The organism is Paraburkholderia largidicola (genome assembly GCF_013426895.1).
GTDB lineage: Bacteria > Pseudomonadota > Gammaproteobacteria > Burkholderiales > Burkholderiaceae > Paraburkholderia > Paraburkholderia largidicola.
In genome coordinates this window covers 1826527-1852068 of sequence record NZ_AP023176.1, presented here as the reverse complement: position 1 = coordinate 1852068, position 25542 = coordinate 1826527, and the positions used below count along the sequence as shown (strand labels likewise).

24 protein-coding genes are annotated in these 25542 nt (G+C 63.3%); 20 read left to right on the top strand and 4 right to left on the bottom strand.

Annotation, left to right across the window (positions count from 1 at the left end):
- The first annotated feature begins 191 nt into the window (after positions 1-191).
- The 3 genes from PPGU16_RS37060 (at position 192) to PPGU16_RS37050 (ending at position 3251) form a co-directional block, all read left to right on the top strand.
- Positions 192-1220 carry an aldo/keto reductase gene (locus PPGU16_RS37060; RefSeq protein ID WP_180725784.1) on the top strand — a complete coding sequence of 343 codons (1029 nt, stop codon included), beginning with the start codon at positions 192-194 and terminating at the stop codon, positions 1218-1220.
- Positions 1221-1375: 155 nt separating this feature from the next.
- Positions 1376-1783 carry a response regulator gene (locus PPGU16_RS37055; protein ID WP_180725783.1) on the top strand — a complete coding sequence of 136 codons (408 nt, stop codon included), beginning with the start codon at positions 1376-1378 and terminating at the stop codon, positions 1781-1783.
- A 307-nt stretch (positions 1784-2090) separates the two neighbouring features.
- Entirely contained in the window at positions 2091-3251 is a 1161-nt protein-coding gene (locus PPGU16_RS37050; protein WP_180725782.1) for a porin, read from the top strand.
- A 24-nt stretch (positions 3252-3275) separates the two neighbouring features.
- On the opposite strand, the gene PPGU16_RS37045 is transcribed toward PPGU16_RS37050, so the two are convergent.
- On the bottom strand, positions 3276-4448 hold the full coding sequence (locus PPGU16_RS37045; protein WP_180725781.1) for a porin: 1173 nt from the start codon (positions 4446-4448) through the stop codon (positions 3276-3278).
- 418 nt (positions 4449-4866) lie between these two features.
- Between PPGU16_RS37045 and PPGU16_RS37040 the strand changes: the two genes are divergently transcribed.
- From PPGU16_RS37040 to PPGU16_RS37020, 5 genes are all read left to right on the top strand, one after another.
- A complete protein-coding gene (locus PPGU16_RS37040; protein ID WP_180725780.1) occupies positions 4867-5748 on the top strand; it encodes an RNA polymerase sigma-70 factor in 882 nt (293 codons plus the stop codon).
- A 197-nt stretch (positions 5749-5945) separates the two neighbouring features.
- Positions 5946-6425 (top strand): carboxymuconolactone decarboxylase family protein, encoded by a 480-nt coding sequence (locus PPGU16_RS37035; protein ID WP_180725779.1) that lies wholly within the window; start codon positions 5946-5948, stop codon positions 6423-6425.
- Positions 6426-6488: 63 nt separating this feature from the next.
- Complete coding sequence (locus tag PPGU16_RS37030; RefSeq protein ID WP_180725778.1) at positions 6489-6896, top strand: cupin domain-containing protein; 408 nt, start codon at positions 6489-6491, stop codon at positions 6894-6896.
- Between the two features lie 108 nt (positions 6897-7004).
- Complete coding sequence (locus tag PPGU16_RS37025; RefSeq protein ID WP_180725777.1) at positions 7005-8006, top strand: LysR family transcriptional regulator; 1002 nt, start codon at positions 7005-7007, stop codon at positions 8004-8006.
- Between the two features lie 213 nt (positions 8007-8219).
- Positions 8220-8975 carry an SDR family oxidoreductase gene (locus PPGU16_RS37020; protein ID WP_180727203.1) on the top strand — a complete coding sequence of 252 codons (756 nt, stop codon included), beginning with the start codon at positions 8220-8222 and terminating at the stop codon, positions 8973-8975.
- A 29-nt stretch (positions 8976-9004) separates the two neighbouring features.
- Here the strand turns inward: PPGU16_RS37020 and PPGU16_RS37015 are convergent, their stop codons facing one another.
- On the bottom strand, positions 9005-10117 hold the full coding sequence (locus tag PPGU16_RS37015) for an alpha/beta fold hydrolase (protein ID WP_180725776.1): 1113 nt from the start codon (positions 10115-10117) through the stop codon (positions 9005-9007).
- Positions 10118-10300: 183 nt separating this feature from the next.
- Here PPGU16_RS37015 and PPGU16_RS37010 point away from each other — a divergent pair, with 183 nt between their 5' ends.
- A complete protein-coding gene (locus tag PPGU16_RS37010) occupies positions 10301-12028 on the top strand; it encodes a PQQ-binding-like beta-propeller repeat protein (protein ID WP_180725775.1) in 1728 nt (575 codons plus the stop codon).
- A 24-nt stretch (positions 12029-12052) separates the two neighbouring features.
- Here the strand turns inward: PPGU16_RS37010 and PPGU16_RS37005 are convergent, their stop codons facing one another.
- On the bottom strand, positions 12053-13792 hold the full coding sequence (locus PPGU16_RS37005) for an FAD-dependent oxidoreductase (protein WP_180725774.1): 1740 nt from the start codon (positions 13790-13792) through the stop codon (positions 12053-12055).
- A gap of 299 nt (positions 13793-14091) precedes the next feature.
- Here PPGU16_RS37005 and PPGU16_RS37000 point away from each other — a divergent pair, with 299 nt between their 5' ends.
- Both PPGU16_RS37000 and PPGU16_RS36995 read left to right on the top strand, forming a co-directional pair.
- Complete coding sequence (locus PPGU16_RS37000) at positions 14092-14541, top strand: Ohr family peroxiredoxin (protein WP_180725773.1); 450 nt, start codon at positions 14092-14094, stop codon at positions 14539-14541.
- A 105-nt stretch (positions 14542-14646) separates the two neighbouring features.
- On the top strand, positions 14647-15372 hold the full coding sequence (locus PPGU16_RS36995) for a hypothetical protein (protein ID WP_180725772.1): 726 nt from the start codon (positions 14647-14649) through the stop codon (positions 15370-15372).
- A gap of 8 nt (positions 15373-15380) precedes the next feature.
- Here PPGU16_RS36995 and PPGU16_RS36990 read toward each other — a convergent pair whose 3' ends face one another.
- A complete protein-coding gene (locus PPGU16_RS36990) occupies positions 15381-16226 on the bottom strand; it encodes an IclR family transcriptional regulator (protein WP_180725771.1) in 846 nt (281 codons plus the stop codon).
- 301 nt (positions 16227-16527) lie between these two features.
- Here PPGU16_RS36990 and PPGU16_RS36985 point away from each other — a divergent pair, with 301 nt between their 5' ends.
- From PPGU16_RS36985 to PPGU16_RS36945, 9 genes are all read left to right on the top strand, one after another.
- Complete coding sequence (locus PPGU16_RS36985; RefSeq protein WP_180725770.1) at positions 16528-17619, top strand: ABC transporter ATP-binding protein; 1092 nt, start codon at positions 16528-16530, stop codon at positions 17617-17619.
- Complete coding sequence (locus PPGU16_RS36980) at positions 17612-18517, top strand: ABC transporter permease (RefSeq protein ID WP_180725769.1); 906 nt, start codon at positions 17612-17614, stop codon at positions 18515-18517. The genes PPGU16_RS36985 and PPGU16_RS36980 overlap by 8 nt, the downstream gene beginning before the upstream one ends.
- A gap of 24 nt (positions 18518-18541) precedes the next feature.
- Positions 18542-19336: an ABC transporter permease gene (locus PPGU16_RS36975; RefSeq protein WP_007744232.1), complete on the top strand. Its 795-nt coding sequence runs from the start codon at positions 18542-18544 to the stop codon at positions 19334-19336.
- 23 nt (positions 19337-19359) lie between these two features.
- Positions 19360-19656, top strand: coding sequence for a (2Fe-2S)-binding protein (locus tag PPGU16_RS36970; RefSeq protein ID WP_309296547.1), 297 nt, complete (start codon positions 19360-19362; stop codon positions 19654-19656).
- Entirely contained in the window at positions 19653-21086 is a 1434-nt protein-coding gene (locus PPGU16_RS36965; RefSeq protein ID WP_180725767.1) for an FAD/NAD(P)-dependent oxidoreductase, read from the top strand. Before PPGU16_RS36970 ends, PPGU16_RS36965 begins: the two co-directional genes overlap by 4 nt.
- Positions 21079-22206, top strand: a complete 1128-nt coding sequence (locus tag PPGU16_RS36960; protein WP_180725766.1) for an NAD(P)/FAD-dependent oxidoreductase — start codon at positions 21079-21081, stop codon at positions 22204-22206. The genes PPGU16_RS36965 and PPGU16_RS36960 overlap by 8 nt, the downstream gene beginning before the upstream one ends.
- A 20-nt stretch (positions 22207-22226) precedes the next feature.
- Complete coding sequence (locus PPGU16_RS36955; protein WP_180725765.1) at positions 22227-23273, top strand: extracellular solute-binding protein; 1047 nt, start codon at positions 22227-22229, stop codon at positions 23271-23273.
- Between the two features lie 371 nt (positions 23274-23644).
- Complete coding sequence (locus tag PPGU16_RS36950) at positions 23645-24298, top strand: peroxiredoxin (RefSeq protein ID WP_180725764.1); 654 nt, start codon at positions 23645-23647, stop codon at positions 24296-24298.
- 114 nt (positions 24299-24412) lie between these two features.
- Entirely contained in the window at positions 24413-25483 is a 1071-nt protein-coding gene (locus PPGU16_RS36945; protein WP_180727202.1) for an MBL fold metallo-hydrolase, read from the top strand.
- Positions 25484-25542 lie beyond the last annotated feature (59 nt).

Here is a 25542-nt window from a genome sequence, read left to right as displayed (position 1 = left end):
AAGTCTTTTGCAAGCGAGTATTCATTCTGGGTATGCGCGTGCTTCTTTCAATTGAATGACGTGGGCCGACACGCCTGCACGCTATGGGCCAATGGAGTAGTCTATCGACCTGATCTTTGCATCCGCGTTTGCGCTCGCACCGAAGCTTGCGAGCGATCTGCATCATTCACCGTTTCATCAATGAGGCCAACATGGAATATCGACACCTGGGCGCGTCAGGATTCAAGGTGCCCGTACTCAGCTTCGGCACGGGCACGTTCGGCGGCAAAGGCGAATTTTTTCAGGCGTGGGGCGCAACGGATGTCGCCGAAGCACGCAAGCTCATCGATATCTGTCTCGACGCCGGCGTCACGATGTTCGACACCGCCGACATCTATTCGAACGGCGCATCGGAATCGATTCTCGGCGAGGCATTGAAAGGGCGCCGCGACAAGACCATCATCTCGACGAAAGCCACCTTTCGCTTCGATGAAAACGATCCGAATGCCGTGGGCTCGTCGCGTTTCCACCTGATCCAGGCAGTCGATAACGCGCTCAAGCGTCTGCAAACCGACTATATCGATCTATTCCAGTTGCATGGCTTCGATGCGAAGACGCCCGTTGAAGAAACGCTCTCGACGTTGAACGATCTCGTGCGGGCGGGCAAGATCCGCTACACGGGCGTGTCGAATTTCTCGGGCTGGCATCTGCAGAAATCGCTCGATGTCGCGGACCGCTATGGTTATCCGCGATACGTGGCGAACCAGACGTATTACTCGCTGATCGGACGCGACTACGAATGGGAACTGATGCCGCTCGGCATCGACCAGGGCGTGGGCGCTGTCGTGTGGAGTCCGCTGGGCTGGGGCCGTCTGACGGGCAAGATCCGTCGAGGCCAGCCGCTGCCGGACCAGAGCCGCTTGCACAAGACAGCGGACATGGGCCCGCCCGTGCCGGAAGAATATCTGTATCGCGTGGTGGATGCACTGGACGCGATCGCTGAAGAAACGGGCAAGACGATTCCGCAGATCGCGCTGAACTGGCTGCTGCAGCGGCCCACTGTATCGACGGTGCTGATCGGCGCGCGCAACGAGGAGCAATTGCGTCAGAACCTCGGCGCGGTGGGCTGGAATCTCACGCAAGAGCAGGTCGCGAAGCTCGATGAAGCGAGCAAGGTCCGGCCGGCGTATCCGTACTGGCATCAGGAAGGATTCGCGGAACGCAATCCGTTCCCCGTATGAGTTGAGTTGCATCGTAGGGCCGGCGCGTCATCCTGTTCGAAACGGAACGTGCGCCGGCTTTCGGTTTCCTTCGACAGCAATGTATCCAGGCGCGCTCGAACGTCACGAAGCGGACGCGAGCGCAGTGCATCGAATGGTCAAGAGCGAGGCCAGATATGCCGACAGTGCTGCTTGTAGATGACGACGTTGAAACGCTGGACGCATGGCAATGCGTGTGTGAAGCGCATGGCTATGCGACCTGTCTCGCGGAAGATGGGCGCGCCGCGCTGGATATGCTGCGCGAGCGCGACGTGGATGTCGTCGTCGCAGACTGGCGGATGCCCGTGATGTCGGGCAGCGTGCTGTGCCATCACGTGCGCAACGAGCAGAACCTCGCGGAGATCGTGTTCATTCTCGTATCGGGCGAACCGAGCCCGCCCGCGTTCGTGTACTACGACGGCTTTTTGCGCAAGCCGCTGGACCCGACGGATCTGCTGTCTGCCATGGACAGGCTGTTGCTGGAACGCGCCGCTGATGGGAGGCGCAGACGCAACGTCTCTACCTCCTCGCCGAAGAACGGATAACCGTCGGCGCTGATCACGTGCAATGCGTGATTAGCGCGCAAGTCGCTTTTCGCTTTCGAGCACGCGCCGGTGTGCTTCCTGTCAGCCGATCACAAAAGCACTTTTAATCTGTCTGAAAGCAATCCAGCTTCGGCATGCGTTGCTTTTGCGTTGCACGTCTGCGCCCTTCGGCACCGGTTATTTTTGACACTCCTATGATGAAGACGCTGCTGAGCCTGGCGCATGCGAGGTTGCCAAACCGTCGTCCGTTCTTTTATGATCGCGCGCCAAAAAACGCTTTACAGCGACAACACGGAGCCAAACCGACATGAAGAAATCTTTACTCGCCCTCGCAACCCTCGGCGTTTTTACCGCTTCCGCGCATGCGCAAAGCAGCGTGACGCTTTATGGTCTTATCGACACCGGTCTGGTGTACACCAATAACCAGCAGGGCCACAGCAACTGGCAGATGGTGACCAGTTCGACGCAGAACACGGTGTTCGGGCTCAAGGGCTCCGAAGATCTCGGGGGCGGCCTGCATGCCGTGTTCAAGCTCGAGCAGGGCTTCTTGCTGAACAACGGCGCGCAGGCATTTTCGGGCAGTGCGTTCGGTTCGCAGGCGTGGGTCGGCCTGCAAAGCGATCCGTACGGCACGTTGACGTTCGGCCGGCAATTCGACGTGATGAACGACCTCGTCGGCCCGCTGACAGCCGAGTTCAACACATGGGGCGGCAGCATGGCCGCGCATCCGTTCGAGAACGACAACCTTGCCGCGAACTCCGTCGTCATCAACAACTCGGTCAAGTACACCAGCCCGACGTGGAGCGGCGTCACGCTCGAAACGATGTATAGCTTCAGCAACAAGGCAGGCGACTTCGCGAACAATCGCTCGTATGGCTTCGGCGTGTCGTATGTGATGGGCCCCGTCAATCTCGCCGCCGGATACCTGCAGTTCAACAATGCGGGCAACGGCACCGGTGCGGCCACGTCGTCGGATACGACCGCGAACTTCATCGCCGAACGTCAGCGTATCTGGTCGGTTGGCGGCAACTACACGTTTGGTCCGGCGACGGTCGGTCTGGTGTGGAGTCATTCGCAGATCGATAACGCGGCGGGTGTGTTCTCGTTCGGCACGGGCACCTATCTCGGCTCAAACGATTCGTCGGCGGGAACGCTGGCCGGTTCGTTGCGACTGGATAACTACGAGGTGAACGCGAAATACGCGCTGACGCCGGCGCTGAGCGTATCGGGCGCATACACGTACACGCACGGCGCGTACAACGGCTCGTCGCCGGGATGGAATACGGCAATGCTGCAAACCGACTACTCGCTCAGCAAGCGCACCGACTTCTACCTCGAAGGCGTCTATCAGAGCGTGCATGGCGCACCGACGGGTTCGGTGCTCTCGCATGCGATGATCAACACGCTGTCGCCGTCGTCGACGGATACACAGGTTGCCGTGACGGTCGGGCTGCGTCACGCGTTCTGATCTGTTCGATGTAGCAAGCGGGCGTCAGAACAGATGCCGCAAGCCAACGCGCACGGCAAGCTGCGAATTGGCGCCCGTTCCCGAATTGCCGATAAAGCTCGAACTCGCGCCGATTTCGGCCTGCACGGGCACTTCGTGTCCATTGACGACGTTGCTGCCCGATGCCTTCTGATAGATGGCAAGTGCATACACGTCGGTTCGTTTCGACAGGGCATAGTCGACGAAGCTGTTCACCTGATGCCATTTGCCGCTGAACTCGCCGCTCAGATCGGAGAACGTGTAACCGAGCCCGCCGCTGAATGCGTTCGTGAACGCATATTTTCCGCCCACTTCATAGTTGTTCACTGTCGACTCGTGTGACGCGATCTGCGTGAGTTGCGTATGCGTCCAGTTGCCCCACACCTTGCCGCGCCCAATCAGATAGCTGCTGCCGATGCCGAAGGTGCGCAGATCGCGCAGCGGCCCCGTATTGATGTTCGCGATGCTGGCCGTGAAGGCGGGCGTCGCGCTGCCGGGAAAGCGGATATCGGTGTAGGCGGCGCCGATCGCGAACGGACCCGGCGTGTAGTTGACGCCGGCGCTAAACGTTCTCGATGAACCTTGCGTCGTCGTGGTGCCCGTGGTCGTGGTGGGTGAGCCCGAGAACGCGCCTGCCTGATTCGAAAAGCCATAGAGCACGCCGAACGTCAGGCCATTGAAGTTCGCGCTGCTGAACTTGACCGAGTTGTTGATGCGGCTCGATGTCAGCTGATCCAGATCGTTGATGTGATAGGCGTAGTTGCCAGCCGGCGTCTCGTGGCCCATCGCGTAGTTGTGGAGGTAGTCTCTGGACAGCGAGTACTGACGGCCGAACGTCAGCGAGCCAACGCCGTTCCTGTTCAATCCGACCCAGGCTTGTCGTCCGAACAGCGCGCCGCCTTGTGCGATCGTGCCGTCGCCGGAACTGAAACCGCCTTCGAGCGTGAAGATGGCCGAGAGGCCGCCACCGAGATCTTCCTTGCCGCGAATACCCCAGCGGCTGCCTTGCGCGACACCGTCGGCATATCGGACGAGAGAACCATGTCCGGTCGACGTGGCGACATGGTTCGCATAGGTGATGCCTGTATCGATCAAACCATACAGCGTCACGCTGCTTTGCGCGTGCGCGACGGAACCGGCCAGGCTCAATGCCGCAGTAGCAAGCGTTCTTCTTAACATCCCAATTCCAGTCATAAAAAGAGTTCAACGATCGATCGCTCGATCTCGGATCGATATGTCGACGGGAATATAACGGATGGCAAAAAATTTGTCGCAAGGCAGGGCGAATGGGTACGTCAAGGCATGCCGTGCATTTTCTAAAGCAGTTGTAGTTTTAGAAAACGTATTTGCGTGAGAAGCGATATATGCGGGAGAGGCGAGAAAGATGTATTGAATCAGGAGGTCTCACGCCGAGTCGCGATGCGATCACGGACTTCGTCGAAGACGCTGCAGCTTGAGCCGTCTGTCCGATTCTTCATATCAACCGTGCCCCATCTACGATCCTCATAGCGCATCCATGGCAAACTCCAGCTTTGCCATCTCTGCCCTGTTATGCCTCGCCCCTCCGCTTGCCGGGAAGGGAAAGGACACACACCTTATGGACGCCGACGCCCACGCCTTCAACCAGCTTCGCCCGCGCCTGCAGAAAATCGCCTACCGGATGCTCAGTTCCGTCGCCGAAGCCGAGGACATCGTGCAGGACGTCTGGCTGCGCTGGCATGCCGCCGACCACGCGAGCATCGACAACGCGGAAGCGTGGCTCGTCTCCGTCACGACGCGCATGTCCATCGACCGTCTGCGTGCCGCCAGGATCCAGCGCGAGCACTACACGGGCATCTGGTTGCCCGAGCCTGAAATCAGCGATTCGCCCGCTACGCCGGAGGAAATGAGCGAGCGCGCCGACGATGTATCCGTCGCGTTCCTGCTGCTGCTCGAACGGCTCACGCCTGAAGCGCGCGCCGCGTTCCTGCTGCGCGAAGTCTTCGATGCGGACTACGACGAAGTGGCCAATGCGATCGGCAAGACGGAGTCCGCCTGCCGTCAACTGGTGAGCCGCGCGAAGGCGCAACTGCGCGACGAGCGCCCGCGCTACGCGGTGCCGCGCGAGACGCATCGCCAGTTGTTGCAGAGCTTTGCGCAGGCGCTCGCGAGCGCCGACTTCCACGCCATCAACGCATTCCTCGCCGAAGACGCCACCCTGATCGGCGACGGCGGCGGCAAGGTGACGAGCTTCCCGAAGCCGATGGTCGGTGGGCGGCGCATCGCGCAGCTTTTCTACGCGTCGTTGCTGCGCTTCCCGGGCGGGGTGCATGTCAGGCTCGTGACGCTCAATGGTCAGAGCGCGCTGCTGCGTTATATGGAAGGCAAGCTGGAATCGGCGATGTCGTTCGAAACGGACGGCGAGCGCATCGTCAGCATTCACGTGCAACGCAATCCCGACAAGCTGGCGCGCATCGCCGCCGCTTACGGCGAACCCTGAGCGCACTTCGCGCCGCTGCGATGACTTCGCCCGCCCGCACCTGATGGCGGGATTGGTGCCGGACGGGCAACACCGTGAGCCCGTCCGCAAGCCTACCGCGGCGCGCGTCCCGAACCTACCATGACGACGTGCGGTTCACTACCGCGAACGGCATCCGTCCGGCACGGATGCATCCGTCATCGTCGCCAGGAGAAGTCATGACTCAGCGTATCAACTACTTTCAACAATCGCCCGAGCTATCGAAGAAGTTCATCGAGTTCAGCAACCAGCTGAAGGACTGCGCGATCGAAGAACCGATCCGCGATCTCGTCAACATTCGCGCTTCGCAGATCAACGGTTGCGGCTTTTGCCTCGACATGCACGTGAAGGAAGCGACCATTCACGGCGAGCGCGCGCTGCGCCTTCACCATGTGGCGACCTGGCGCGAGTCGACGCTGTTCTCGCCGCGCGAACGCGCCGCCCTCGCGTGGACGGAAGTGCTGACGACATTGCCCGAGCACGGCGTGCCCGACGATATCTACGAGCGCGTGCGCGGCCAGTTCTCGGAAAAGGAACTGTCGGACCTGACGTTCGAAGTGATGTCCATCAACGCCTGGAACCGCGCGAACGTGGCGTTCAGGACGGTGCCGGGATCGTTCGACAAGGCTTTCGGACTCGACAAGGCGAACCTCGCCTGAACGGGCGCGGCGTCCCTGTTCCACCTCGGCCTGTGCGGGCCGCGTCCATGTGAGGAGCGCATCATGTTTCGCTCGAAGAGAATTGTCGCAGCCCTGCTCGTCATGGCGGGCGCGTTGACCCACCAGGCCCGCGCCGAGGCGCCGGCGGCTATCGTGACCCCTGTCATGACCAAGCCGCTCGACGACTATCCCGGCAAGGAAGCGTTGATGATCCTGGTCGAATATCCGCCTGGCGCCGCGGACCCGGTGCATCGGCATCATGCGCATGGCTTCATCTACGTGCTGGAAGGATCGATCGTGATGCAGGTCAGAGGCGGCAAGGAGGTCACGCTGACGCCGGGCCAGTCCTTCTATGAAGGCCCGAACGATGTCCACACGGTGGGCCACAACGCGAGCCAGACGAAGCCGGCGAAGTTTCTGGTGCTGCTGCTGAAGGACAAGGGCGCGCCCGTGCTGGTGCCGGAGAAGTAACGCGCGAGCGGCCTCGCACGTGGCCGCAAAAGAAAATCGCCGGGCGATGTCACAAACGCAAGCGCTGAAACGTCTAGTCGGATAAGGACCTCCACTCTTCGCGCTTCCATGTCAGACTACGCACCGCGCCGCTCCGTTACGGGCGCCGACGATCCGATTGCTAGCACGTTTGCAACCAGTTTCGCCGGCGTCGTTTCCTTTCTTGCCGTTGCCAACGAAGGCAGCTTCGCCAGAGCAGGCGATCGCCTCGGCATCGGCCGCTCGTCCGTCAGCCGGAACGTGCAGAAGCTGGAGGCCCAGCTGGACACGCGCCTCTTTCTGCGCACGACCCGCAGTACGTCCCTGACGCGCGAAGGCGAGCTTTTCTTCGAGAACTGTCAGGCGGGCGTCGAGCGCATCGTCCAGGCGCTCGAAGAGATGCGCGAGCTGCGCAGCGGGCCGCCGCGCGGGCGGCTGCGCATCTACTCGACGCCGGGCTTCGGGCGCAGGATCGTCGCGCCGTTGCTGCGCGGTTTTCACGCGCAGTACCCGGATATTTCGCTGGAACTGCTGCTCAACGACCGTCCCGCCGACTTCACCGTCGATCGCATCGACGTATCGTTTCGCGACGGGCGCATGGAAGACAGCGAGATCGTCGCGCGTCAACTGATCCCCATGCAGATGCTCGTCTGCGCGTCGCCCGCGTATGCAGCCGCGCACGGCTTGCCGCGCGCTGTCGATGAACTGGCCGATCATCGCTGCATCAACCTGCGTGCGGCATCGGGGCGCGTCAGGGAGTGGGAGTTCAAGGTCGACGGCCTGCCGCTGCGCCGTCAGCTGCATGCGCCGCATACGTTCAACGACCCCGATCTGATTCTCCAGGCCGTGCTCGATGGACAAGGCATCGCGCAACTGCCCGGTTATCAGGTGGGCGATCTGCTTGGCGAGGGGCGTCTCGTCACCTGTCTCTCCCAATATGCACCCGACGACAGCGGCCACTACATCTGCTATCTGAGCCGCAAGCATCTTCCGGCGCGCATCCGCGTGTTCGTCGACTACATGACCGAGCACACGCGAGCGCTCGACCTGCATTGCCTGACCACGCTGGATGCGATGTCGACCGTCGACTGAGCGTGGCCATGCTTCGATTGGTGTCCGCAGGGCAACACGATGGGTACCTTCGCAGGTCTACTGCATCGAAGCGCGCGCGCCTACGATGCTTCCTGTACGGACGCCGCGCATCGCGGCAAGTCCGGCAAAGCAACCGGCAATGACGTGTTCTGGTCTGCCGGCTTCGAACGCCTGGAAGCGGCCAATGCGCCGCGCAAGACATTGGAGAACATCATGAAGATCGTTGTGATCGGCGGCACGGGATTGATCGGCAGCAAGGTGGTCAAGCATCTGCGCGGGCGTGGTCATGAGGTCGTTGCCGCTTCACCGGCATCGGGTGTCAACACGATCACGGGCGAGGGCCTGAGCGAAGTATTGGCGGGCGCGAACGTCGTGGTCGATCTCGCCAACTCGCCCTCATTCGAAGATGCAGCCGTGCTCGAATTCTTCACGACGGCAGGCAAGAACCTGTTCGCTGCCGAAAAGGCCGCAGGCGTTCAGCATCACGTGGCGCTCTCGGTCGTCGGCACGGACCGGCTCGCGCAAAGCGGCTATTTCCGCGGCAAGATCGCGCAGGAAAAGTTGATCCGCGAATCGGGCGTGCCTTATACGATCATTCACTCGACGCAGTTCTTCGAGTTTCTCGGCGGCATTGCGCAGTCGGGTGGCGAGGGCGAGACCATCCGCCTGTCGCCCGCGTACTTCCAGCCCATCGCATCGGATGACGTCGGCGCGGCCGTCGCGGACTATGCCGTCGAAGCGCCGCGTAACGGTATCGTCGAGATCGCGGGACCGGATCGCGTGCGACTGGCGGACATGGTGCAACGCTTCCTCGATGCCACGCACGATTCGCGCAAGGTCGTCGCGGATACGGGCGCGCGTTACTTCGGCGCAGAGCTGGACGACGACACGCTCGTGCCCGGCGCGAATCCGCGTCTCGGCGCGTTGAACTTCGACGCGTGGTTCTCGCAATCGCAAGCCGCGCGATAAGCGGCGCATGCGGTGACGTGCGATGCACGTCACCGCGACGGCGCTTCGCTTTCAGCAGGACATGACGACGGCGTCCGCCCGTCGAACAGCACCGCCATCCCGCAGTCCGATGTCAACATGCGCCGCGCGTCATGTCCCACGCCGGGCACTTCCACTACACGCTGAGTCAGCCCGACGGGATACCGGCTTTGCAGGTAATCGAAGTACCCAAGCCCACGCGCGAGCCGAAACGGACCTTGCGCCATCGCCGCACAGGAGCGGTCGATAAAGTGCGTGCGCGGGTCCACGTCATCCATGCCGAGCAGATAGACGACATCGCGCTTCGCGTAGCGAGCCTCGATATCTGTCGCATCCTGCGCGGCAACATAAGCTGGTGGGTCGACCATGCCGTATTTCCATTCGACAGCGCGCGGACAAGCCTGCGCATCGACGTGCTGGAAAACGCCGCGCGATACGGGACGTGCATCGTCGAAGTACAGATAGCTCGACGGATTCGCGACGACGTACCGCACGCGGATGCCGTCGCGCGCCAACGTTTCTTCAGCGCGCCCGGCCACGGCATAACGCTGCACGACCTGCGCACCCGCCGAATGCCCGATCACCGTCACCATCGATAACGCGGGATAGCGCCGCCGGTCATCGAAGTGTTCGAGCAGGGCATCGAGCGCCGTGAAAGAACTGATCGATGCGGGGCGGCGCGCGGGCGCACCTTCCTTCCATCCGGCTTCGGACCACGCAAGCGTACTCGCGGGCATCTGAAACGCGCGGAGATCGCGCGTCGTCAGAAACTGCGGCGCGACGATCATGCTTCGTGTCGCGTCCGCGCCGGCTGCGGCGAGTACTTGCTGCCCGGTGGCGAAGTACTGGTCGGCGTTGCGCAGCGTGCCGTGAACGATGATGAATACGCGGGTGACGTCGGGTTCTGCGCCGTCGATGTTGCGATCGGCGTAGAGTGGCAAGGTGCCGTCGCCGTCGCCGTCGGGCGTAGGGACGCGCATGGCCTGATCGGCGACATGCGCGACGGGCGCATCCTGTCGCGACGGCGCAGCGTTCGCGGCGGCCTGCGCGAAGTTTGCCGCAGTCAATGCCAAAGCGATCCATGCCGCGGCGAGCAACGCGCGGCGTGCCGGTTCTGAAGACATATCGAATGCCTCGTGACGTACGTGCGTAATTAAACGCGCGACGCAGCGCATTCCGTCGCACGAATCGGGTGCGTCGCGGTACGCGAATTGCTGTGTGGTGATGCTGGAAATCCGCCGACACGCGACTTTCGCCGCTGTACGGCTGAAAATCTTCGCGGTCGCTCGACCGCCTGGGAGACGTCCATGAACCGTTGGCACCGTTCGTTCTCCAATCCGGGCAGTTCCCGGCATGCCGCGATCCTGTGCATCGTCATAGCGATTTGCGTGTCGTGCAGTGGGGGCGGCTCGTCGAACAATGCGAGTACGGACGGCGGCAGCGGCAGCGCCGGCTCGGGCAGTTCGGGCGGCTCGGGTGGCTCGGGCAGTTCAGGTGGCGCGGGCGGCTCAGGCGGCACGGCAGCGGCCGCCGCCGACGTGCTGACCTTCCACAACGATCTGGCCCGTACCGGGCAATATCTTGCCGAAACCACGCTGACGCCTGCGAACGTCAACGCCGCGAGCTTCGGCAAGGTGGGTTTTTTATCCGTCGACGGCAAAGTCGACGCGCAACCGCTATATGCCAGCAATGTGCCGGTGAACGGTGCGGCGCACAACGTCGTGTACGTCGTGACCGAACACGCGAGTGTCTACGCATTCGATGCCGACACCAACGCCCAGCTATGGCAGCGTTCGCTGCTCGGCGCGGGCGAAACGACCAGCGACCCCCGCAACTGCGCGCAGATTTCCCCTGAGATCGGCATCACGGCGACGCCTGTCATCGATCGCGGGCGCGGGACCAACGGCGTCATGTACGCGGTGGCGATGAGCAAGGACGGCGGCGGCACGATTCATCAGCGCCTGCATGCCGTCGATCTCGCCACGGGCGCCGAGGTGCTCGGCGGACCCACGGAAATAACGGGCAGCTATCCGGGCAGCGGCGCGAACAGCAGCAACGGGCTCACCGTCTTCGATCCGCAGCAATATGCGGAGCGGCAGGCGCTGACGCTGGTCAACGGCAACGTCTATCTGGCGTGGACATCGCATTGCGACCAGGGCGTCTATGCCGGCTGGGTGATGGCCTACAACGCCGATACGCTCGCGAAGACGAGCGCGCTGAACCTGACGCCGAACGGCAGCGGCGGCGCGGTCTGGATGGGCGGCGGCGGGATGGCATCGGACGGAACGTCGCTCTATCTGCTCGACGCGAACGGCACGTTCGACACCACGTTGAACGCGCAAGGTTTTCCATCGAATGGCAATTTCGGCAACGCGTTCGTCAAACTCGGAATCTCGCCGCAGCTGGGCGTCGCCGATTATTTCGCGACTTTCGACACCGTGTCGCAATCCGCGCGCGACGCCGATCTCGGCTCGGGCGGCGCGATCGTGCTGCCCGATCTCGTCGATGGGAGCGGCGTCACGCGGCATCTCGCGCTCGGTTCGGGCAAGGACTCGAAGATTTACGTCGTCGATCGCGACAACCTCGGCAAATTCAACGGCTCGAACAATGCGATCTGGCAGGAGATCGACGCGCAACTGATAGGCGGCGTGTTCACGACGCCGGCGTATTACGGGAACGTCGTGTACTACGGCGCAGTCGGCGACAACCTCAAGGCGTTCCCCGTCAGCGGCGCGCGTCTTTCCACGACCCCCGCGTCGCAAAGCGCGTTCAAGTTCCCGTATCCCGGCACGACGCCGAGCATCTCGGCGAACGGCGCGCAGAACGCGATCGTGTGGGCGGCGGAGAATGGATCGGTGGCGGCGCTGCATGCGTTCAATGCCGCGAATCTCGCGCAGGAGCTGTACAACAGCAATCAGTCCGCTTCGCGCGACACGTTCGGCGCGGGCAACAAGTACATCACGCCGATGGTCGCGCATGGACGCGTGTACGTCGGCACGACCAATGGCGTCGCGGTATTCGGGTTGCTGAAGTAGAGCGGGGGCGGCCTGGCGCGCTGGCTAGCACGTGGCCCGCGCCTCGGCCAGCAGGCGATGAACCTGCGCGACCACGGCCGCGCCTTCGCCCACTGCGGACGCGACACGCTTGGTCGACCCCGAGCGCACGTCGCCGATCGCGAAGACGCCGGGCACGCTGGTCTGCAATGACATCGATTGCAGCCCGGCGCCGGGAATGTCGGGGCCCGTCAAAACGAAGCCTTTGTCGTCCAGCGACACGCCGCATGTCTTGAGCCAGCCGGTGTTCGGCTCGGCACCGATGAAGACGAACAGATGATGCGTCGTCATGCTGCCTTCGATACCGCCCGCGCCCCTGTAGTGCACGCGTTCGAGCCGCGCATCGCCTTGCAGCGCGGTCAGTTCGATGCGCGTGTGGAGCGTCACGTTCGGCAGCGCGAGGATGCGTTCGATCAGATAGTGCGACATGCTGTGTTCGAGGCTCGCGCTGCGTATGAACATATGCACATGCTCGGCGTGCGACGCAAGAAACACGACCGCCTGGCCCGCCGAATTGCCGCCGCCGATCAGCAGCACGGGCTCCTTGCGGCACAGGCGCGCCTCGATCGGCGTGGCCCAGTAGTAGACGCCGGCGCCTTCGTAGCGCTCCAGCCCTTCGACATCCGGGCGCCGATACTCCGCGCCGCTCGCGATCACGACCGTGCGCGCCGTGATGCGCCGCGAGTCCGTGAGTTCGACGACGGGCGGTTGCCTGTCGCAATACAGGGCACGGACCTCGCACGGAATACCGATATGCGCGCCGAACTTCTGCGCCTGCACAAATGCGCGGCCCGCGAGCGCGTGCCCGGTGATGCCCGTCGGAAAGCCCAGGTAGTTTTCGATGCGCGAACTGGTGCCTGCCTGGCCGCCGGGCGCGCGGCAATCGAGCGCGGCCACCGACAACCCTTCCGAGGCCGCATACACGGCCGCCGCCAGCCCCGCCGGGCCTGCGCCGACAATGGCGACGTCGTACACATGCGCCGGATCGAATTCGGGAATCAGCCCGAGACAGGACGCGAGTTGTCCTTCGTCGGGATTGCGCAGCACCGTGCCGTTCGGGCAAAGGACGAGCGGGAAGTCGTCGGGTTGCGGCGTCAGGCGTTCGAGCAGCGCGATCGCTTCGGCATCCTTGTCGGCGTCGAGCGTCATGTTGGGGAACGTGTTACGGCGCAGGAAGTTTTGCAGCGTGGCGAGCCGCCCGCTGCTGGATGGCCCGACCAGCACGACGCCGTGTCCGCGCTCGATCACCAGAACGCGCCGCAGAATCAGCGCGCGCATGATCTTCTCGCCGAGGTCGGCCTCGCTGATCATCATCGCGCTCAGTTCGTCGGGCCGCAGCAGGATCGCTTCGACATCTTCGACCACGTGCGCATCGACGACGGCCGGCTTGCTGGAGAGCTGCGTGACATCCGACGTGAACTCGCCGCGTTGCGTGTAGGTGTGAATGATCCGCTCGTGGCCGAGACCGTCGCGCCCGACTATCCGCACCTTGCCCGACAGCAGCACGAACACGCCGGGACACAGGCTGCCCGCGCGATAGAGCAGGGCGCCCGTCGTGTAGCGGGACCGCTCGCCGAAGCGTCGTATCCGCTCGATTTCCGTTTCCGAGAGGACGGGAAACATTTGCTGGTGCCGCGGATGATCGCGCACGCTCGGGTCTTCGAGGAGATCGCCGTCGAAGAGGTTTGCGTCCGTGGCTGGCTCATGGGCGGGCGCTGCGTCTGACGGCGTTGACTCGTTGCTCATCGCGGGCTTCCTCCGGCGAATGACGGGTGGCGCGTGGGCGGTGCGCAAGTGTTGGCCGCCCGTAAGCCAAGCATACTTCCATCATCCGATTCCTGCGTGCGATGGGCCGGTTTGGCGGTTTCGTATGGAGCCGTTTCATTTGACCCCGTCGTATCGCATCGTGGGTTGCTATCGAAAGTGTGTGAGCGATTAAATCGTATGCGATTGACATGATGAGATGTTTCGATCAGTATGCATCGCATGCGATCGAATCGCATGAGCCATATCACCCGGTATCCACTTTCGACCAAGGAATCACGATGACCAAAATTGAAAAAGTCCTGTTCACGGGCAAGACGCACACGACGGCGAGCCAGCACACGGGCGCTTCGCGCGGCCATGAAGAACGGCTCGACCTCAGGCTGTCGGCGCCCGGCAACGACGCGCATCCGCAGCATGTGTTCGAAGCCGCCGATCCGCATCCGACCGCGGAGCAACTGTTCGCGGGCGCGTGGTCGGCCTGTCTGATCACCGCGATTGGACTTGCGGCCAAAGCGAAGAAAGTCGCGCTGCCGTCCGACCTTGCGCTCGATATCGAGATCGATCTCGGCATGACGGGCAACGCGTATTTCCTCGGCGCGCGGATCGACGTGACCATGCCGGGCGTGGCGCGCGACGTCGCCGAGGCAGTCGTGCATGCCGCGGACGAAATGTGTCCGTATTCGAAGGCCACGCGCGGCAATATCGACGTTGCGATCAATGTGATCTAAGCAAGGCTTGCGGCTGCGCATGTGTCTGCGCGTCTGAAGAACGCCTGGCCCAAAAGGGCGCGCTAGAATAAAAATCCGCGCCCTTTCTTTCGACGGCAGACGGCCATGAACCTGTGCATCGCCCGCGTTGTTCGCTCCACGGTGTTTGCCATGTGTGCTGCGTCGCTCGCCGCGCTCGCGGCGTGCGGCGGCAGTGTCTGTATCGGCGTCGACGGTTGTGTGGGCGGAACTGTGACGCAGAATCTCGCGCTCGCGGGCACGGCCGCCACCGGCAAGGCGCTTGCGAGCGCGAACGTCAACGTGGCCTGTGCGCAAGGTTCGGGGGCGACGCTATCCGATGGTGGCGGACGCTACAGCCTTGCGTTCAACGCGACGCCTCCGTGCGTGATAACCGTGACTTCCGGCGGCACGACACTGCATTCGCTCGCCTTCGCGGGCGGCACGTTCAACACGACGCCGGAAACCGACCTTCTGCTCGTCTATCTCGCCGCGCAACTCGGCACCACCGAGTCCGGTCTGATTGCGAATTTCGCCAGCAACGCGCAGTTTCAGCAGGCGCTTGCGAACCAGAGCAATGTATTGAACGCACAATCGGCCGTCGTCGCGAATCTGCAGCAGCACTATGCGGTCACGCTATCTGCGCCCGCTTTTCTGACGACGCCCTTCACGGTCGGGCAGGCAGGCGTCGACAGCGATCTCGACGCGCTCGCGAAAGCGGGCGCCATCGATTCCAACGGCATGCCCGATCCCGCCGCGATTGCGCTGATGGCCCAGGCGGGTGCTGCGCATCCGCTTGCGAAAGCGTCCGCGCCTTTATCGGGCGGTATGTAGAACCCGCATCACGCGATCGGCTCCGTCGTCATGGCGCGTGTAAGGCCATGCATCGGACGACGCATCGCGACATCGAACGGATTCACCTGCGGACCGATCAGATCGGCTTGCCGCTTGAGGAGTTCGACGACCATCGGCAAACGGTCGTCGCCCAGACGCGCCGACAGCGTGCCGACGCTCAGCGCCGCCACCGCGCAGCCCGTACGGTCGATGATCGGCACGGCCACGCCCGCCATCCCTTCCAGCACGCCGCTATTGCGCCCCGCGTAGCCGAGTTGCCGGACGCGCTCGATTTCCGTGCGCAGATAGACTTCGTCGAGCACGCCATAGCTGCGCAGGCGCGGCACGTTGAAGCGAATGATTTCTTCGCGCTCGGCTTCGGGCAGGAACGCGAGAATCGCGAGGCTGCCTTGCCCGACGCCCAGCGCGACGCGGCCGCCGATATCGCCCGTGAACGAGCGGATCGGAAACGGGCCTTCGCACATGTCCAGACACACGGCATCGAAGCTGCTTCTGACGAGCAGAAAGATCGTGTCGCCGAGACTCGCGCACAGCCGCAGCAGGGCAGGGCGGCACAACGCGCGCATGCCGCTCGGATTGCCGGCCTGCGCGGCCAGCGCAAAGAAATCGACGCTCAGCCGATACAGCTTCGTACCCTGATCCTGTTCGACGACCCCTTCGGCAATCAGCGCATGCAGGATGCGATGCACGGTGGCCTGCGTCAGCCCAACGGCTTTCGCAATGCGCGTCACGCGGCCGCCGTCCGGTTGAATGTCTCCGAGCACGCGGATCACCGCGAAGGCTCGCTGCAACATACCCGTGCCGGGAGCGTCGGCTTCGTTCGAAGAATTCATTGGCGATCTCGGTTTCGATTCCATTGAACGGAATACTAGCCGATGTTCTCACTGAAAAACAAACTGGCGTCGACAAACCCGTCGTGTACGCCTGTGTGCACATATTTCAGTATTTTCACTGACGCCACGCAGCGGAATAGAACATACAAGCAGACGTAAAAGTATTCCACTAAACGGAAGAAATGCGATCTTTATATCGTTGATTGGAATTTGACATTGACGCTCTGGAATTTGGCTAGCTAGAGTCGGCTCAACAGACACCAGTCGATTCAGCCGGTGCCGTGCACCGAAAGGCCAGACCATGTCGTTCCTCACATTGACCGACGTTTCGAAGACGTTCGGCGATCTGCATGCCGTGACGGGCATCAATCTCGCGGTGGAAAAGGGCGAGTTCGTGTCGCTGCTCGGCCCGTCGGGTTGCGGCAAGACGACCACGCTGCAGATGATCGCAGGCTTCATCGAAACGACGCGCGGCCGCATCACGCTCGACGGCCGCGACATCACGCATATGAAGCCGAACCGACGCGGCCTTGGCATCGTCTTTCAGAGCTACGCGCTGTTCCCGCATATGAGCGTCGCGCAGAACGTGAGCTTCGGGCTGGAAATGCGCGGCATCGATAAGACCGAGCGCGCCGACCGCGTGCGCGAAGCCCTGGCTTTGGTGCGGCTCGATGCGCTCGCGCATCGCTTTCCGCGTGAATTGTCGGGCGGTCAACGGCAGCGCGTGGCGATTGCGCGTGCAATCGTGATCGCGCCGCCCGTGCTGCTGCTCGACGAACCGATGTCGAACCTCGATGCGAAGCTGCGCGAGGACATGCAGTTCGAACTGCGCTCGATTCAACGCAAGATCGGCACGACGACGATCATGGTCACGCACGATCAATCCGAAGCGCTGTCGATCAGCGACCGCGTGGTCGTGATGGAAGCGGGGCGCATCACGCAGATCGACACGCCGTATCGCGCGTACGAGCGGCCCGAGAATCTGTTCGTATCACAGTTCATCGGCAAGGCGAACATGCTGGCGGGCAAGGTCGTGTCGCGCGACGGCGACGCGATCGGTATCGACCTCGGCCACGATCTCGCGGAGACGGGCAGCATGGCGCAACTCGCCGCGCAAGGTCAGGCCATCGACGTCGGCGACGCCGTCACGCTCTGCATTCGCCCGGAAAAACTGCGCCTCTGCGCGCCCGACAAAGGGCGTCTTGCGGGCAACGTGACGAGCCGGTTCTTTCTCGGCAGCCAGTGGCTTTACCGGCTCGACAGCCGCGTCGGCGAGATGCTGGTGTGCTGCCAGAACGAGGGCAACGAGCCGTTTTCGGAAGGCGCGAAAGTCGGCATCGACTGGCATAGCGACTCGCTGCGCCTGATCGGTCAGGAGCGCGCGCATGGATAGCACGCTGCCCGCCACGCAAGGCGCGAACCGCAGCGCGGCGCGCGCGCCATGGCGCGCCTTCGTGCCGCTCTGGCTGATGAGCGCGCCCGCGTTGATTCTGTTCGCGACGCTCGTACTCGTGCCGCTCGCGATGACGCTCGCGCTGACGTTCTACCGCTTCGATCCCGCCGTCGGCCCGATCGCAGCATTCGACTTTCACAACTACGTCGACGTGCTCGGCTCATCGTATTTCCACACGATCTTTCTGCGCACCTTCGGCATTGCCCTGCTGACGACCGTGCTGTGCGTCGCGATCGGCACGCCCGAAGCCTATGTGCTGTCGCGCATGCGCGACCCGTGGCGCTCGCTGTTCCTGCTGGTGATTCTCGCGCCGCTGCTGGTGTCGGTGGTGGTGCGCGCGTTTGGCTGGAGCATGCTGCTCAACACGAACGGCCTTGTGAATCAGGCGTTCGCGTTGTTCGGCCTCGGACCATACAAGCTCGAATACACCACCTTTGCCATCGTCATCGCGCTCGTGCACGTGATGCTGCCGTTCATGGTGATCCCTGTGTGGACCGCTTTGCAACGGCTCGATCCGCAGACGGAGAACGCCGCGTTGTCGCTGATGGCATCGCCCGCGACGACGCTGCGCCGCATCGTGTTGCCGCAACTCGTGCCCGGCATTCTGTCCGGCAGCCTGATGGTGTTCGGCCTCTCGGCGAGCGCCTTCGCGATTCCCGGCCTGCTCGGCGGACGTCGTCTGAAAGTCGCGGCTACGGCTGTCTACGACCAGTTCCTGAGTTCGATGAACTGGCCGCTCGGCGCAACGATCGCAGTGCTGCTGCTGGTCGCGAACCTGGTGGTGATGCTCACCTACTACCGCGTGCTCGAGCGGCGCTACACGCGCAGCATGGGCTGACGCGAACCCTACAGGCGAAACATCATGCGCAAGAACGGCCCCATTGCACTCGCGTTCCACACCATCGTGATTCTGTTCGTGCTCGCACCGCTGGCGATCGTCGTACTGGTCGCCTTCACGCCCGACGAAACCCTGACGCTGCCCACGCACGGTTTCTCGCTGCGCTGGTTCCGCGCGATTCTCGACTATCCCGACTTCATCACGGCTTTCTTCAACAGCCTGAAACTGGCGTTCGCATCGGCGACGCTGTCGCTCGTCGTGGCATTGCCCGCGGGCCTGGCGATTGGCCGCGCACGCTTTCCCGGACGCAATTTTCTCAACGCGCTGCTGCTGTCGCCGCTCGTGATTCCCGGCCTCGTGCTCGGCATCGCGATGCTGCGCTTCTTCGCGCTGATCGGCGTGACGGGTTCGTTTGCGTGGCTGATTCTTGCGCACATGGTCGTGATTACGCCGTTCGTGATGCGCCTCGTGCTCGCGTCGGTGAGCGGGCTGGACCGCAGCATCGAGCACGCGGCGTCGTCGCTGGGCGCCGATGCATGGACCACGTTCCGCCGCATCACGCTGCCGATGATCGTGCCCGGCATCACGGGTGGCTGGCTGCTCGCGTTCATCAACAGTTTCGACGAACTGACGATGTCGATTTTCGTCACGTCACCGCAGACGGTCACGCTGCCGGTGCGGATGTACATGTACGCCACCGAATCGATCGATCCGATGATGGCGTCCGTCTCCGCGCTCGTCATCTTCATCACGGCGGGCGCGATGCTGCTGCTCGACCGCGTCTACGGTCTCAACCGGATTCTGATTGGCCAGCACTGATGGCTTCTTTCTTTCCCGCTCACATGTCCAGTACTCACAGCCAGTTGCTGCGCGTGGCCGAAGCCGAACGCGCGCCGGTGTCGTTCTTTCTCGATGGCGTCGAAGTCGGCGCGCTGACGGGCGATACCGTGCTGACGGCGATCCTGATGCAGCAGCGTCACGTGCGTCATAGCGAGTTCAGCGGCGAGCCACGTGCGGGCTTTTGCATGATCGGCGCGTGCCAGGACTGCTGGGTGCGCTGCGAAGACGGCGCGCGGATTCGCGCGTGTTCGACGCTGGTGAAAGAAGGCATGCGGATCGTGACGAAGGGCGCGCGATGAGCAGCGGACAACAGGTGGTGATCGTCGGCGCGGGGCCTGCGGGGATTCGCGCGGCGCAGACGCTGGTCGCGGCGGGCATCCGGCCCATCGTGCTCGATGAAAACGCGCGCTGGGGCGGACAGATCTATCGTCAGCCGCCTGCCGATGCGGGCTTCCGTCGCAGCAAGGCGACGCTGTATGGCTTCGAATCGAAGAAGGCCGATGCCGTGCACGAGACGATGCGCGCGTTGCTGCCGCAGATCGACTATCGGCCGGAGACGCTCGTGTGGTCGTGCGAGGGCCGCAGGCTCGATACGATCCGCAATGGCCGCGAGGCGAGCGTGCCATTCACGCAGTTGGTGATTGCGAGCGGCGCGACGGATCGCGTGTTGCCTTTGCCTGGCTGGACGCTGCCCGGCGTCTATACGCTCGGCGGCGCGCAGGTCGCGCTGAAGGCGCAGGGCAGCGCGATCGGGCGGCGCGTCGTGCTGGCGGGTACCGGTCCGTTGCTGTACCTCGTCGCATATCAATACGTGAAGGCAGGCGCGCGGATCGAAGCCGTGCTCGACACGAGCGCGTGGTCGAAGCAGGTGGCGGCGGTGCCGAAGCTCATCAGCCAGCCGTCGACGTTCGCCAAGGGCGTGTATTACGTGGCGTGGCTCAAGGCGCGCGGCGTCAGGGTGGAGCGTGACGTGACGCTGGTCGGCATCGACGGCCCGGACGGTGTGGCGGGCATCCGCTTCAAGCCTTCGCATGACAATGGACGCATCGAAACGATTGCCTGCGATGCAGTCGGCCTCGGCTTCGGCCTGCGTCCCGAAACGCAACTCGCCGATCTCGCCGGATGCCGCTTCCGCTTCGATGCATTGAACGGTTGCTGGCTGCCCGAGCGTGACGCGTCAGGACGCAGCTCGGTGGCGGGCATCTATCTGGCGGGCGACGGCGCGGGCATCGCGGGCGCGGATGCGGCGGAACTCGCGGGCCGGCGCGCGGCGCTCGCGCTGCTCGACGATCTCGGCATCGCGCATCCTGCGGACGCGGAAGGCTTCGACGCCGCGACACTCGAACGACGCTTGCAGCGCATCGCCGTGTTCCGCGCTGGCATCGAAGCGGCCTTCGTGCCGCCGTCACAACCGGCAAAGCAGTGGCCCGACGAGATGACCGTCTGCCGCTGCGAAGAAGTCGATGCGGGCACGCTGCGGCACTGCATTCGCGGCGGCGAGGCAAGCGAGATCAACCGGCTCAAAGCCTTGACGCGTGTCGGCATGGGCCGCTGCCAGGGACGCATGTGCGGCGAGGCGGCTATTGCGCTGCTCAGCGAGGAAACAGGGTGTCCGGTGGAAAGCGTGGGGCGGTTGCGCAGCCAGGCGCCCATCAAGCCGATCCCCATTTCGCCGATGCTGTTCGACGACGACGTCGCCGCGATTCCCGAGGAGGCACGCGATGAGTGACGCCGTCCACTATCAGGTCGTGATCGCGGGCGGCGGGCTGGTCGGCTCGTCGGCAGCGCTGGCGCTCGCGCGGCGCGGCGTGCGCGTCGGTCTGTTCGAGCGGCGCTATTGCGGCGCGCAGGCCAGCGGCGTCAACTACGGCGGCGTGCGCTGCCAGGGACGCCCCGTCGAACAGATGCCGCTCGCAATGCGCGCGCGGCGCGTCTGGGACCGCTTGCCCGAACTGATCGGCATCGACGGGGAACTCGTCGTGTCGGGGCATCTGCGACTGGCGCGGCGCGACAGTGACTTTGCCGTGCTCGAAACATGGGCCACGATGGCGCGCGAACACGGCCTCGAAACCGAACTGCTGGCAGGCGCGGCGTTTCGCAAGCGCTATCCGTGGCTCGGCGAAGCGGCGTTGGGCGGTTCGCTGTGCATGAGCGACGGCCATGCGAATCCGCGCCTCGTGTCGCCCGCTTTCGCGCGCGCGGCGCAACGGGCGGGCGCCGTGGTCCGCGAGCACACCGCGCTGACCGACATCACGCACGATGGCACGCGCTTCCAGATCCGCGCGGGCGACGAGCGCATCACGGCCGACTGGCTGATCAACAGTGCGGGCGCGTGGGCGAACACGGTCGCGGGCTTTTTCAACGAAGCCGTGCCGATGAAACCGATCTACCCGAACATGTGGGTGACCGAGCCGCTGCCGCGTTTCGTCACGCACAACCTCGGCGTCGTGGGCGGCGGCGTGTACGCGCGCCAGGTCGAACGCGGCAACTGCGTGATCGGCGGCGGGCGCGGGCATGGCGACGGCGAATACGCGCAACCGTCGACGCGAACCACGCGCGCCGTGATGCGCGACGCGTGCGCGCTGCTGCCGGCCTTGCGCGACGCATTGCTGATCCGCACGTGGAGCGGCGTCGAAGGCGAGACACCCGACAGCAATCCCGTGATCGGCGCGAGCCAGAAGGTGCCGCGCCTGCTGCATGCATTCGGTTTTTCGGGCGGCGGCTTTCTGCTTGCGCCCGGTGTCGGCGAAGTGCTGGCCGACCTCGTGATCGACGGCGAGACCTCGACGCCGCTCGATGCGTTTGCGATCGGCCGCTTCAACCGAAGCGCGATCCCCGCTGTTCTTTAATCCTGTCAAGGAGACCCACAATGAAGCTGTCAAGCACGGTCGCGGCGCTGGCCGCTGTGTGCGCGATCGGGGCGGCTGCGCCCGCCTGGTCGCAAACCAAAACGTTATACATCGGCATGAACGGCGGCCCGATGGAGAAGGCGTACACGAGCCAGGTGCTGCCCGACTTCGAGAAGGCGAACAACGTGAAAGTGGTCGTGGTGCCGGGCACCTCGTCCGATGTGCTGGCGAAGCTGCTCGCCAACCGTAACAGCCCGCAGATTCACGTCGCGTTTCTCGACGACGGCGTGATGGCACGCGCCGTCAGTATGGGCGTGTGCCAGAAGCTCGACGATGCACCCGTGCTGAAAGAGCTGTATCCGTTTGCGCGCATGAAGGATGACATCGGCGCGGGCGTGCAGCTCGGCATGACGGGTATCGGCTACAACACGAAGCTGTTCGCCGAGAAGGGCTGGGCGCCCCCCACGTCGTGGATGGACTTCGCCAATCCGAAGTACAAGGGCAAAGTGGTGTTTCAGTCCGCGTCGAGCAGCACGTTCGGCCTGCACGGCTTTCTCGCGATCAACCGTTTGATGGGCGGCAGCGACCAGAACGTCGAGCCGGGTTTCAGCAAATGGTCGAGCACGGTTGGGCCGAATGTCGTCGAGTACATTCCCAATTCGGCGAAGCTCTCGGAGATGGTGCAAACGGGTGAAGCAGGTATCTTCCCGCTGACGCCGACGGCGGTCGGCGATCTGCAGGACAAGGGCATTCCTGTCGGCTACGCGAATCCGAAGGAAGGCGCGGTGCTGCTGCTGGTCGATTTGTGCGTCGTGAAGAACAACGCCGATCCGCAGCTTGCGCAAAAGCTCGCGCAGTTCCTGTTGTCCGCGCCAGCGCAATCGAAGGCGGCGGCAGCGGGCAAGCAGATCCCGACCAACGAGCACGCGACGATGACGCCCGCGATGCAGAAGAGCCTCGGCAATCTGGATGATCTGGTGAAGAAGGTGACGGTCGTCGATTGGGATTCGATCAACGCGCACCGTGCGCAATGGGATCAGCGCTGGAACCGGCAGGTCGAGCAGTAATGATCTGATGTGCGGCGAGCGGGCAGTGCCGCTCGCCGCCGTTCGGCCCAATTTCGCGCGCCTTTTCTGTCTGTGCCCCAGCGTACGGACAGGCATGAAAATATCCGGCGTGCCGACAAACCGCACACGAAACGTGTAATTTGTTCTACCCTATAAAAGTTACCTGCTGCGCATTCACGCTCGTCTCGCGTTGGTGCCGATCGGGAGCCGCCGCAAAGCGGTTGCGCCCCCGCCTGGTCGTACGGCATCATGGCCGGCGGCTAACGTCAGAAGCTCTCTAGGCTGATTCCCGATAACCCGCCGGCTGTCGTCACAGCGACAGCGGCGGCATCCGACGCATCGGTCGGAACCTGTTACCACGGAGAAAGAAGATGGCGATTCGACTAGGAGAAGTAGCGCCCGATTTCACGGCGGAGACCACGGAAGGCACGATACGTTTTCACGAATGGATTGGCGACAGCTGGGCAATCCTGTTCTCGCATCCGAAGGACTTCACGCCTGTCTGCACGACGGAGCTGGGCTACATGGCAGGGCTCAAGCCGGAGTTCGACAAGCGCAACACGAAGATCATCGGACTGAGTATCGACCCTGTCAGCGATCACCAGAAATGGGTGAAGGACATCGAGGAGACGCAGGGCAATGCGATCAATTATCCGATGATCGGCGATGCCGATCTGAACGTCGCGAAGCTCTACGACATGATTCATCCGGAAGCGGGCGGCGGGCCCCGCACGGCCGTCGACAACGCGACGGTGCGTTCGGTGTTCCTGATCGGGCCGGACAAGAAGGTCAAGGCGATGCTCGTCTATCCGATGAGTTCGGGCCGGAATTTCGACGAAGTGCTGCGTTTGCTGGACTCGCTGCAACTGAACGCGAAGCACACGGTCGCCACGCCCGTGAACTGGAAGCCGGGCGACGACGTGATCATTCCGACGTCCGTTTCCGATGAAGCTGCCAAAGAAAAGTATCCGCAGGGCTTCAAGACCTTGAAGCCTTACTTGCGTTACGTGCAGCAACCCAAGTAAGACCTTGAGGCGACCGTCCGGCGCGCGTGCTACCGAAGCCTGAAGCGCGTGCCGGCGTGATTTCTATTCGCATCAGAGACGTTTTCCCCCACACGTTCAGAGACCGTGAGCATGCTGATCTTCCGGCAGCTGTTCGACCAGCAATCGTCCACCTACACCTATCTGCTCGCTGACAGCGACACACGCGAAGCCGTGCTGATCGACCCCGTGTTCGAGCAGACGCGCCGCGATGCCGCGCTGCTCGACGAACTCGGCCTGCGGCTGCTCTATACGATCGATACGCACGTTCATGCGGATCATGTGACGGGCGCGTGGCTGCTGAAAAAGCGCACAGGCAGCCAGATTGCGATCTCGGCGGCGAGCGGCGCCGAGGGCGCGGACCGCTATGTCAGCCACGGCGACGCCATTGCGTTCGGCGCACGTCAACTGCGCGTGCGCGCGACGCCTGGTCATACGAATGGCTGCATCAGTCTCGTGCTCGACGACGAGTCGATGGCCTTCACGGGCGATTGTCTGCTGATTCGCGGCACGGGCCGCACGGACTTTCAGAACGGTAATCCGCATGCGCTGTTTCGCGCGGTGCACGAGCAGCTTTTCTCGTTGCCCGAAACCTGCCTGCTGTACCCGGCGCACGATTATCGCGGCCTGACGGTGACGAGCGTTGCCGAAGAGCGGCGCTTCAATCCACGGCTTGGCGGTGAACTCTGCGAGGACGATTTCGCGGGCTACATGACCAATCTCGGGCTCGCGCATCCGCGGCAAATCGACGTGGCTGTGCCCGCGAACCTGAAATGCGGCGTCGCGGCCAGCGATCCGTCGCTCAAGCCGCAACCCGAATGGGCGCCGCTGACCTATACGTTCGCGGGAATCTGGGAAATTCATCCGCAATGGCTCGAAGAACATCTGCAATCGGTGCAGATCGTCGACGTGCGTGAGCCTGACGAATTCAGTGGCCCGCTTGGACGCATTCCCGAAGCGAAGCTGATTTCGCTCGGCAGCCTGGCGAAACGCACGGCGGAACTCGACAAGGCGCGTCCAGTCGTGACGGTCTGCCGCGCGGGCGGCCGTTCGGCGCAGGCGACCGTGATGCTTCGCCAGGCCGGCTTCGAGAATGTGGCGAACCTCGCGGGCGGCATGTTGCGCTGGCGCGCTGAAGGGCGGGTCGTCGACAACGGCAGCATGTAAGCGCCATTTTCAACGGTATTTCTCCCTTTCGTCTGACACATCACGCTCGGGGCGCCTCT

Excerpts from the sequence above, each read along its gene's own strand:
- PPGU16_RS37015 (WP_180725776.1), bottom strand. The coding sequence starts at position 10,117 with ATGTCTTCAGAACCGGCACGCCGCGCGTTGCTCGCCGCGGCATGGATC.
- PPGU16_RS37055 (WP_180725783.1), top strand. The coding sequence starts at position 1,376 with ATGCCGACAGTGCTGCTTGTAGATGACGACGTTGAAACGCTGGACGCA.
- PPGU16_RS37025 (WP_180725777.1), top strand. The coding sequence starts at position 7,005 with ATGTCAGACTACGCACCGCGCCGCTCCGTTACGGGCGCCGACGATCCG.
- PPGU16_RS37045 (WP_180725781.1), bottom strand. The coding sequence starts at position 4,448 with ATGTTAAGAAGAACGCTTGCTACTGCGGCATTGAGCCTGGCCGGTTCC.
- PPGU16_RS37010 (WP_180725775.1), top strand. The coding sequence starts at position 10,301 with ATGAACCGTTGGCACCGTTCGTTCTCCAATCCGGGCAGTTCCCGGCAT.
- PPGU16_RS36960 (WP_180725766.1), top strand. The coding sequence starts at position 21,079 with ATGAGTGACGCCGTCCACTATCAGGTCGTGATCGCGGGCGGCGGGCTG.
- PPGU16_RS37020 (WP_180727203.1), top strand. The coding sequence starts at position 8,220 with ATGAAGATCGTTGTGATCGGCGGCACGGGATTGATCGGCAGCAAGGTG.
- PPGU16_RS36965 (WP_180725767.1), top strand. The coding sequence starts at position 19,653 with ATGAGCAGCGGACAACAGGTGGTGATCGTCGGCGCGGGGCCTGCGGGG.
- PPGU16_RS36955 (WP_180725765.1), top strand. The coding sequence starts at position 22,227 with ATGAAGCTGTCAAGCACGGTCGCGGCGCTGGCCGCTGTGTGCGCGATC.
- PPGU16_RS37000 (WP_180725773.1), top strand. The coding sequence starts at position 14,092 with ATGACCAAAATTGAAAAAGTCCTGTTCACGGGCAAGACGCACACGACG.
- PPGU16_RS36950 (WP_180725764.1), top strand. The coding sequence starts at position 23,645 with ATGGCGATTCGACTAGGAGAAGTAGCGCCCGATTTCACGGCGGAGACC.
- PPGU16_RS37005 (WP_180725774.1), bottom strand. The coding sequence starts at position 13,792 with ATGAGCAACGAGTCAACGCCGTCAGACGCAGCGCCCGCCCATGAGCCA.
- PPGU16_RS37030 (WP_180725778.1), top strand. The coding sequence starts at position 6,489 with ATGTTTCGCTCGAAGAGAATTGTCGCAGCCCTGCTCGTCATGGCGGGC.
- PPGU16_RS36990 (WP_180725771.1), bottom strand. The coding sequence starts at position 16,226 with ATGAATTCTTCGAACGAAGCCGACGCTCCCGGCACGGGTATGTTGCAG.
- PPGU16_RS37060 (WP_180725784.1), top strand. The coding sequence starts at position 192 with ATGGAATATCGACACCTGGGCGCGTCAGGATTCAAGGTGCCCGTACTC.
- PPGU16_RS37035 (WP_180725779.1), top strand. The coding sequence starts at position 5,946 with ATGACTCAGCGTATCAACTACTTTCAACAATCGCCCGAGCTATCGAAG.
- PPGU16_RS37050 (WP_180725782.1), top strand. The coding sequence starts at position 2,091 with ATGAAGAAATCTTTACTCGCCCTCGCAACCCTCGGCGTTTTTACCGCT.
- PPGU16_RS36980 (WP_180725769.1), top strand. The coding sequence starts at position 17,612 with ATGGATAGCACGCTGCCCGCCACGCAAGGCGCGAACCGCAGCGCGGCG.
- PPGU16_RS36970 (WP_309296547.1), top strand. The coding sequence starts at position 19,360 with ATGTCCAGTACTCACAGCCAGTTGCTGCGCGTGGCCGAAGCCGAACGC.
- PPGU16_RS36985 (WP_180725770.1), top strand. The coding sequence starts at position 16,528 with ATGTCGTTCCTCACATTGACCGACGTTTCGAAGACGTTCGGCGATCTG.
- PPGU16_RS36995 (WP_180725772.1), top strand. The coding sequence starts at position 14,647 with ATGAACCTGTGCATCGCCCGCGTTGTTCGCTCCACGGTGTTTGCCATG.
- PPGU16_RS37040 (WP_180725780.1), top strand. The coding sequence starts at position 4,867 with ATGGACGCCGACGCCCACGCCTTCAACCAGCTTCGCCCGCGCCTGCAG.
- PPGU16_RS36975 (WP_007744232.1), top strand. The coding sequence starts at position 18,542 with ATGCGCAAGAACGGCCCCATTGCACTCGCGTTCCACACCATCGTGATT.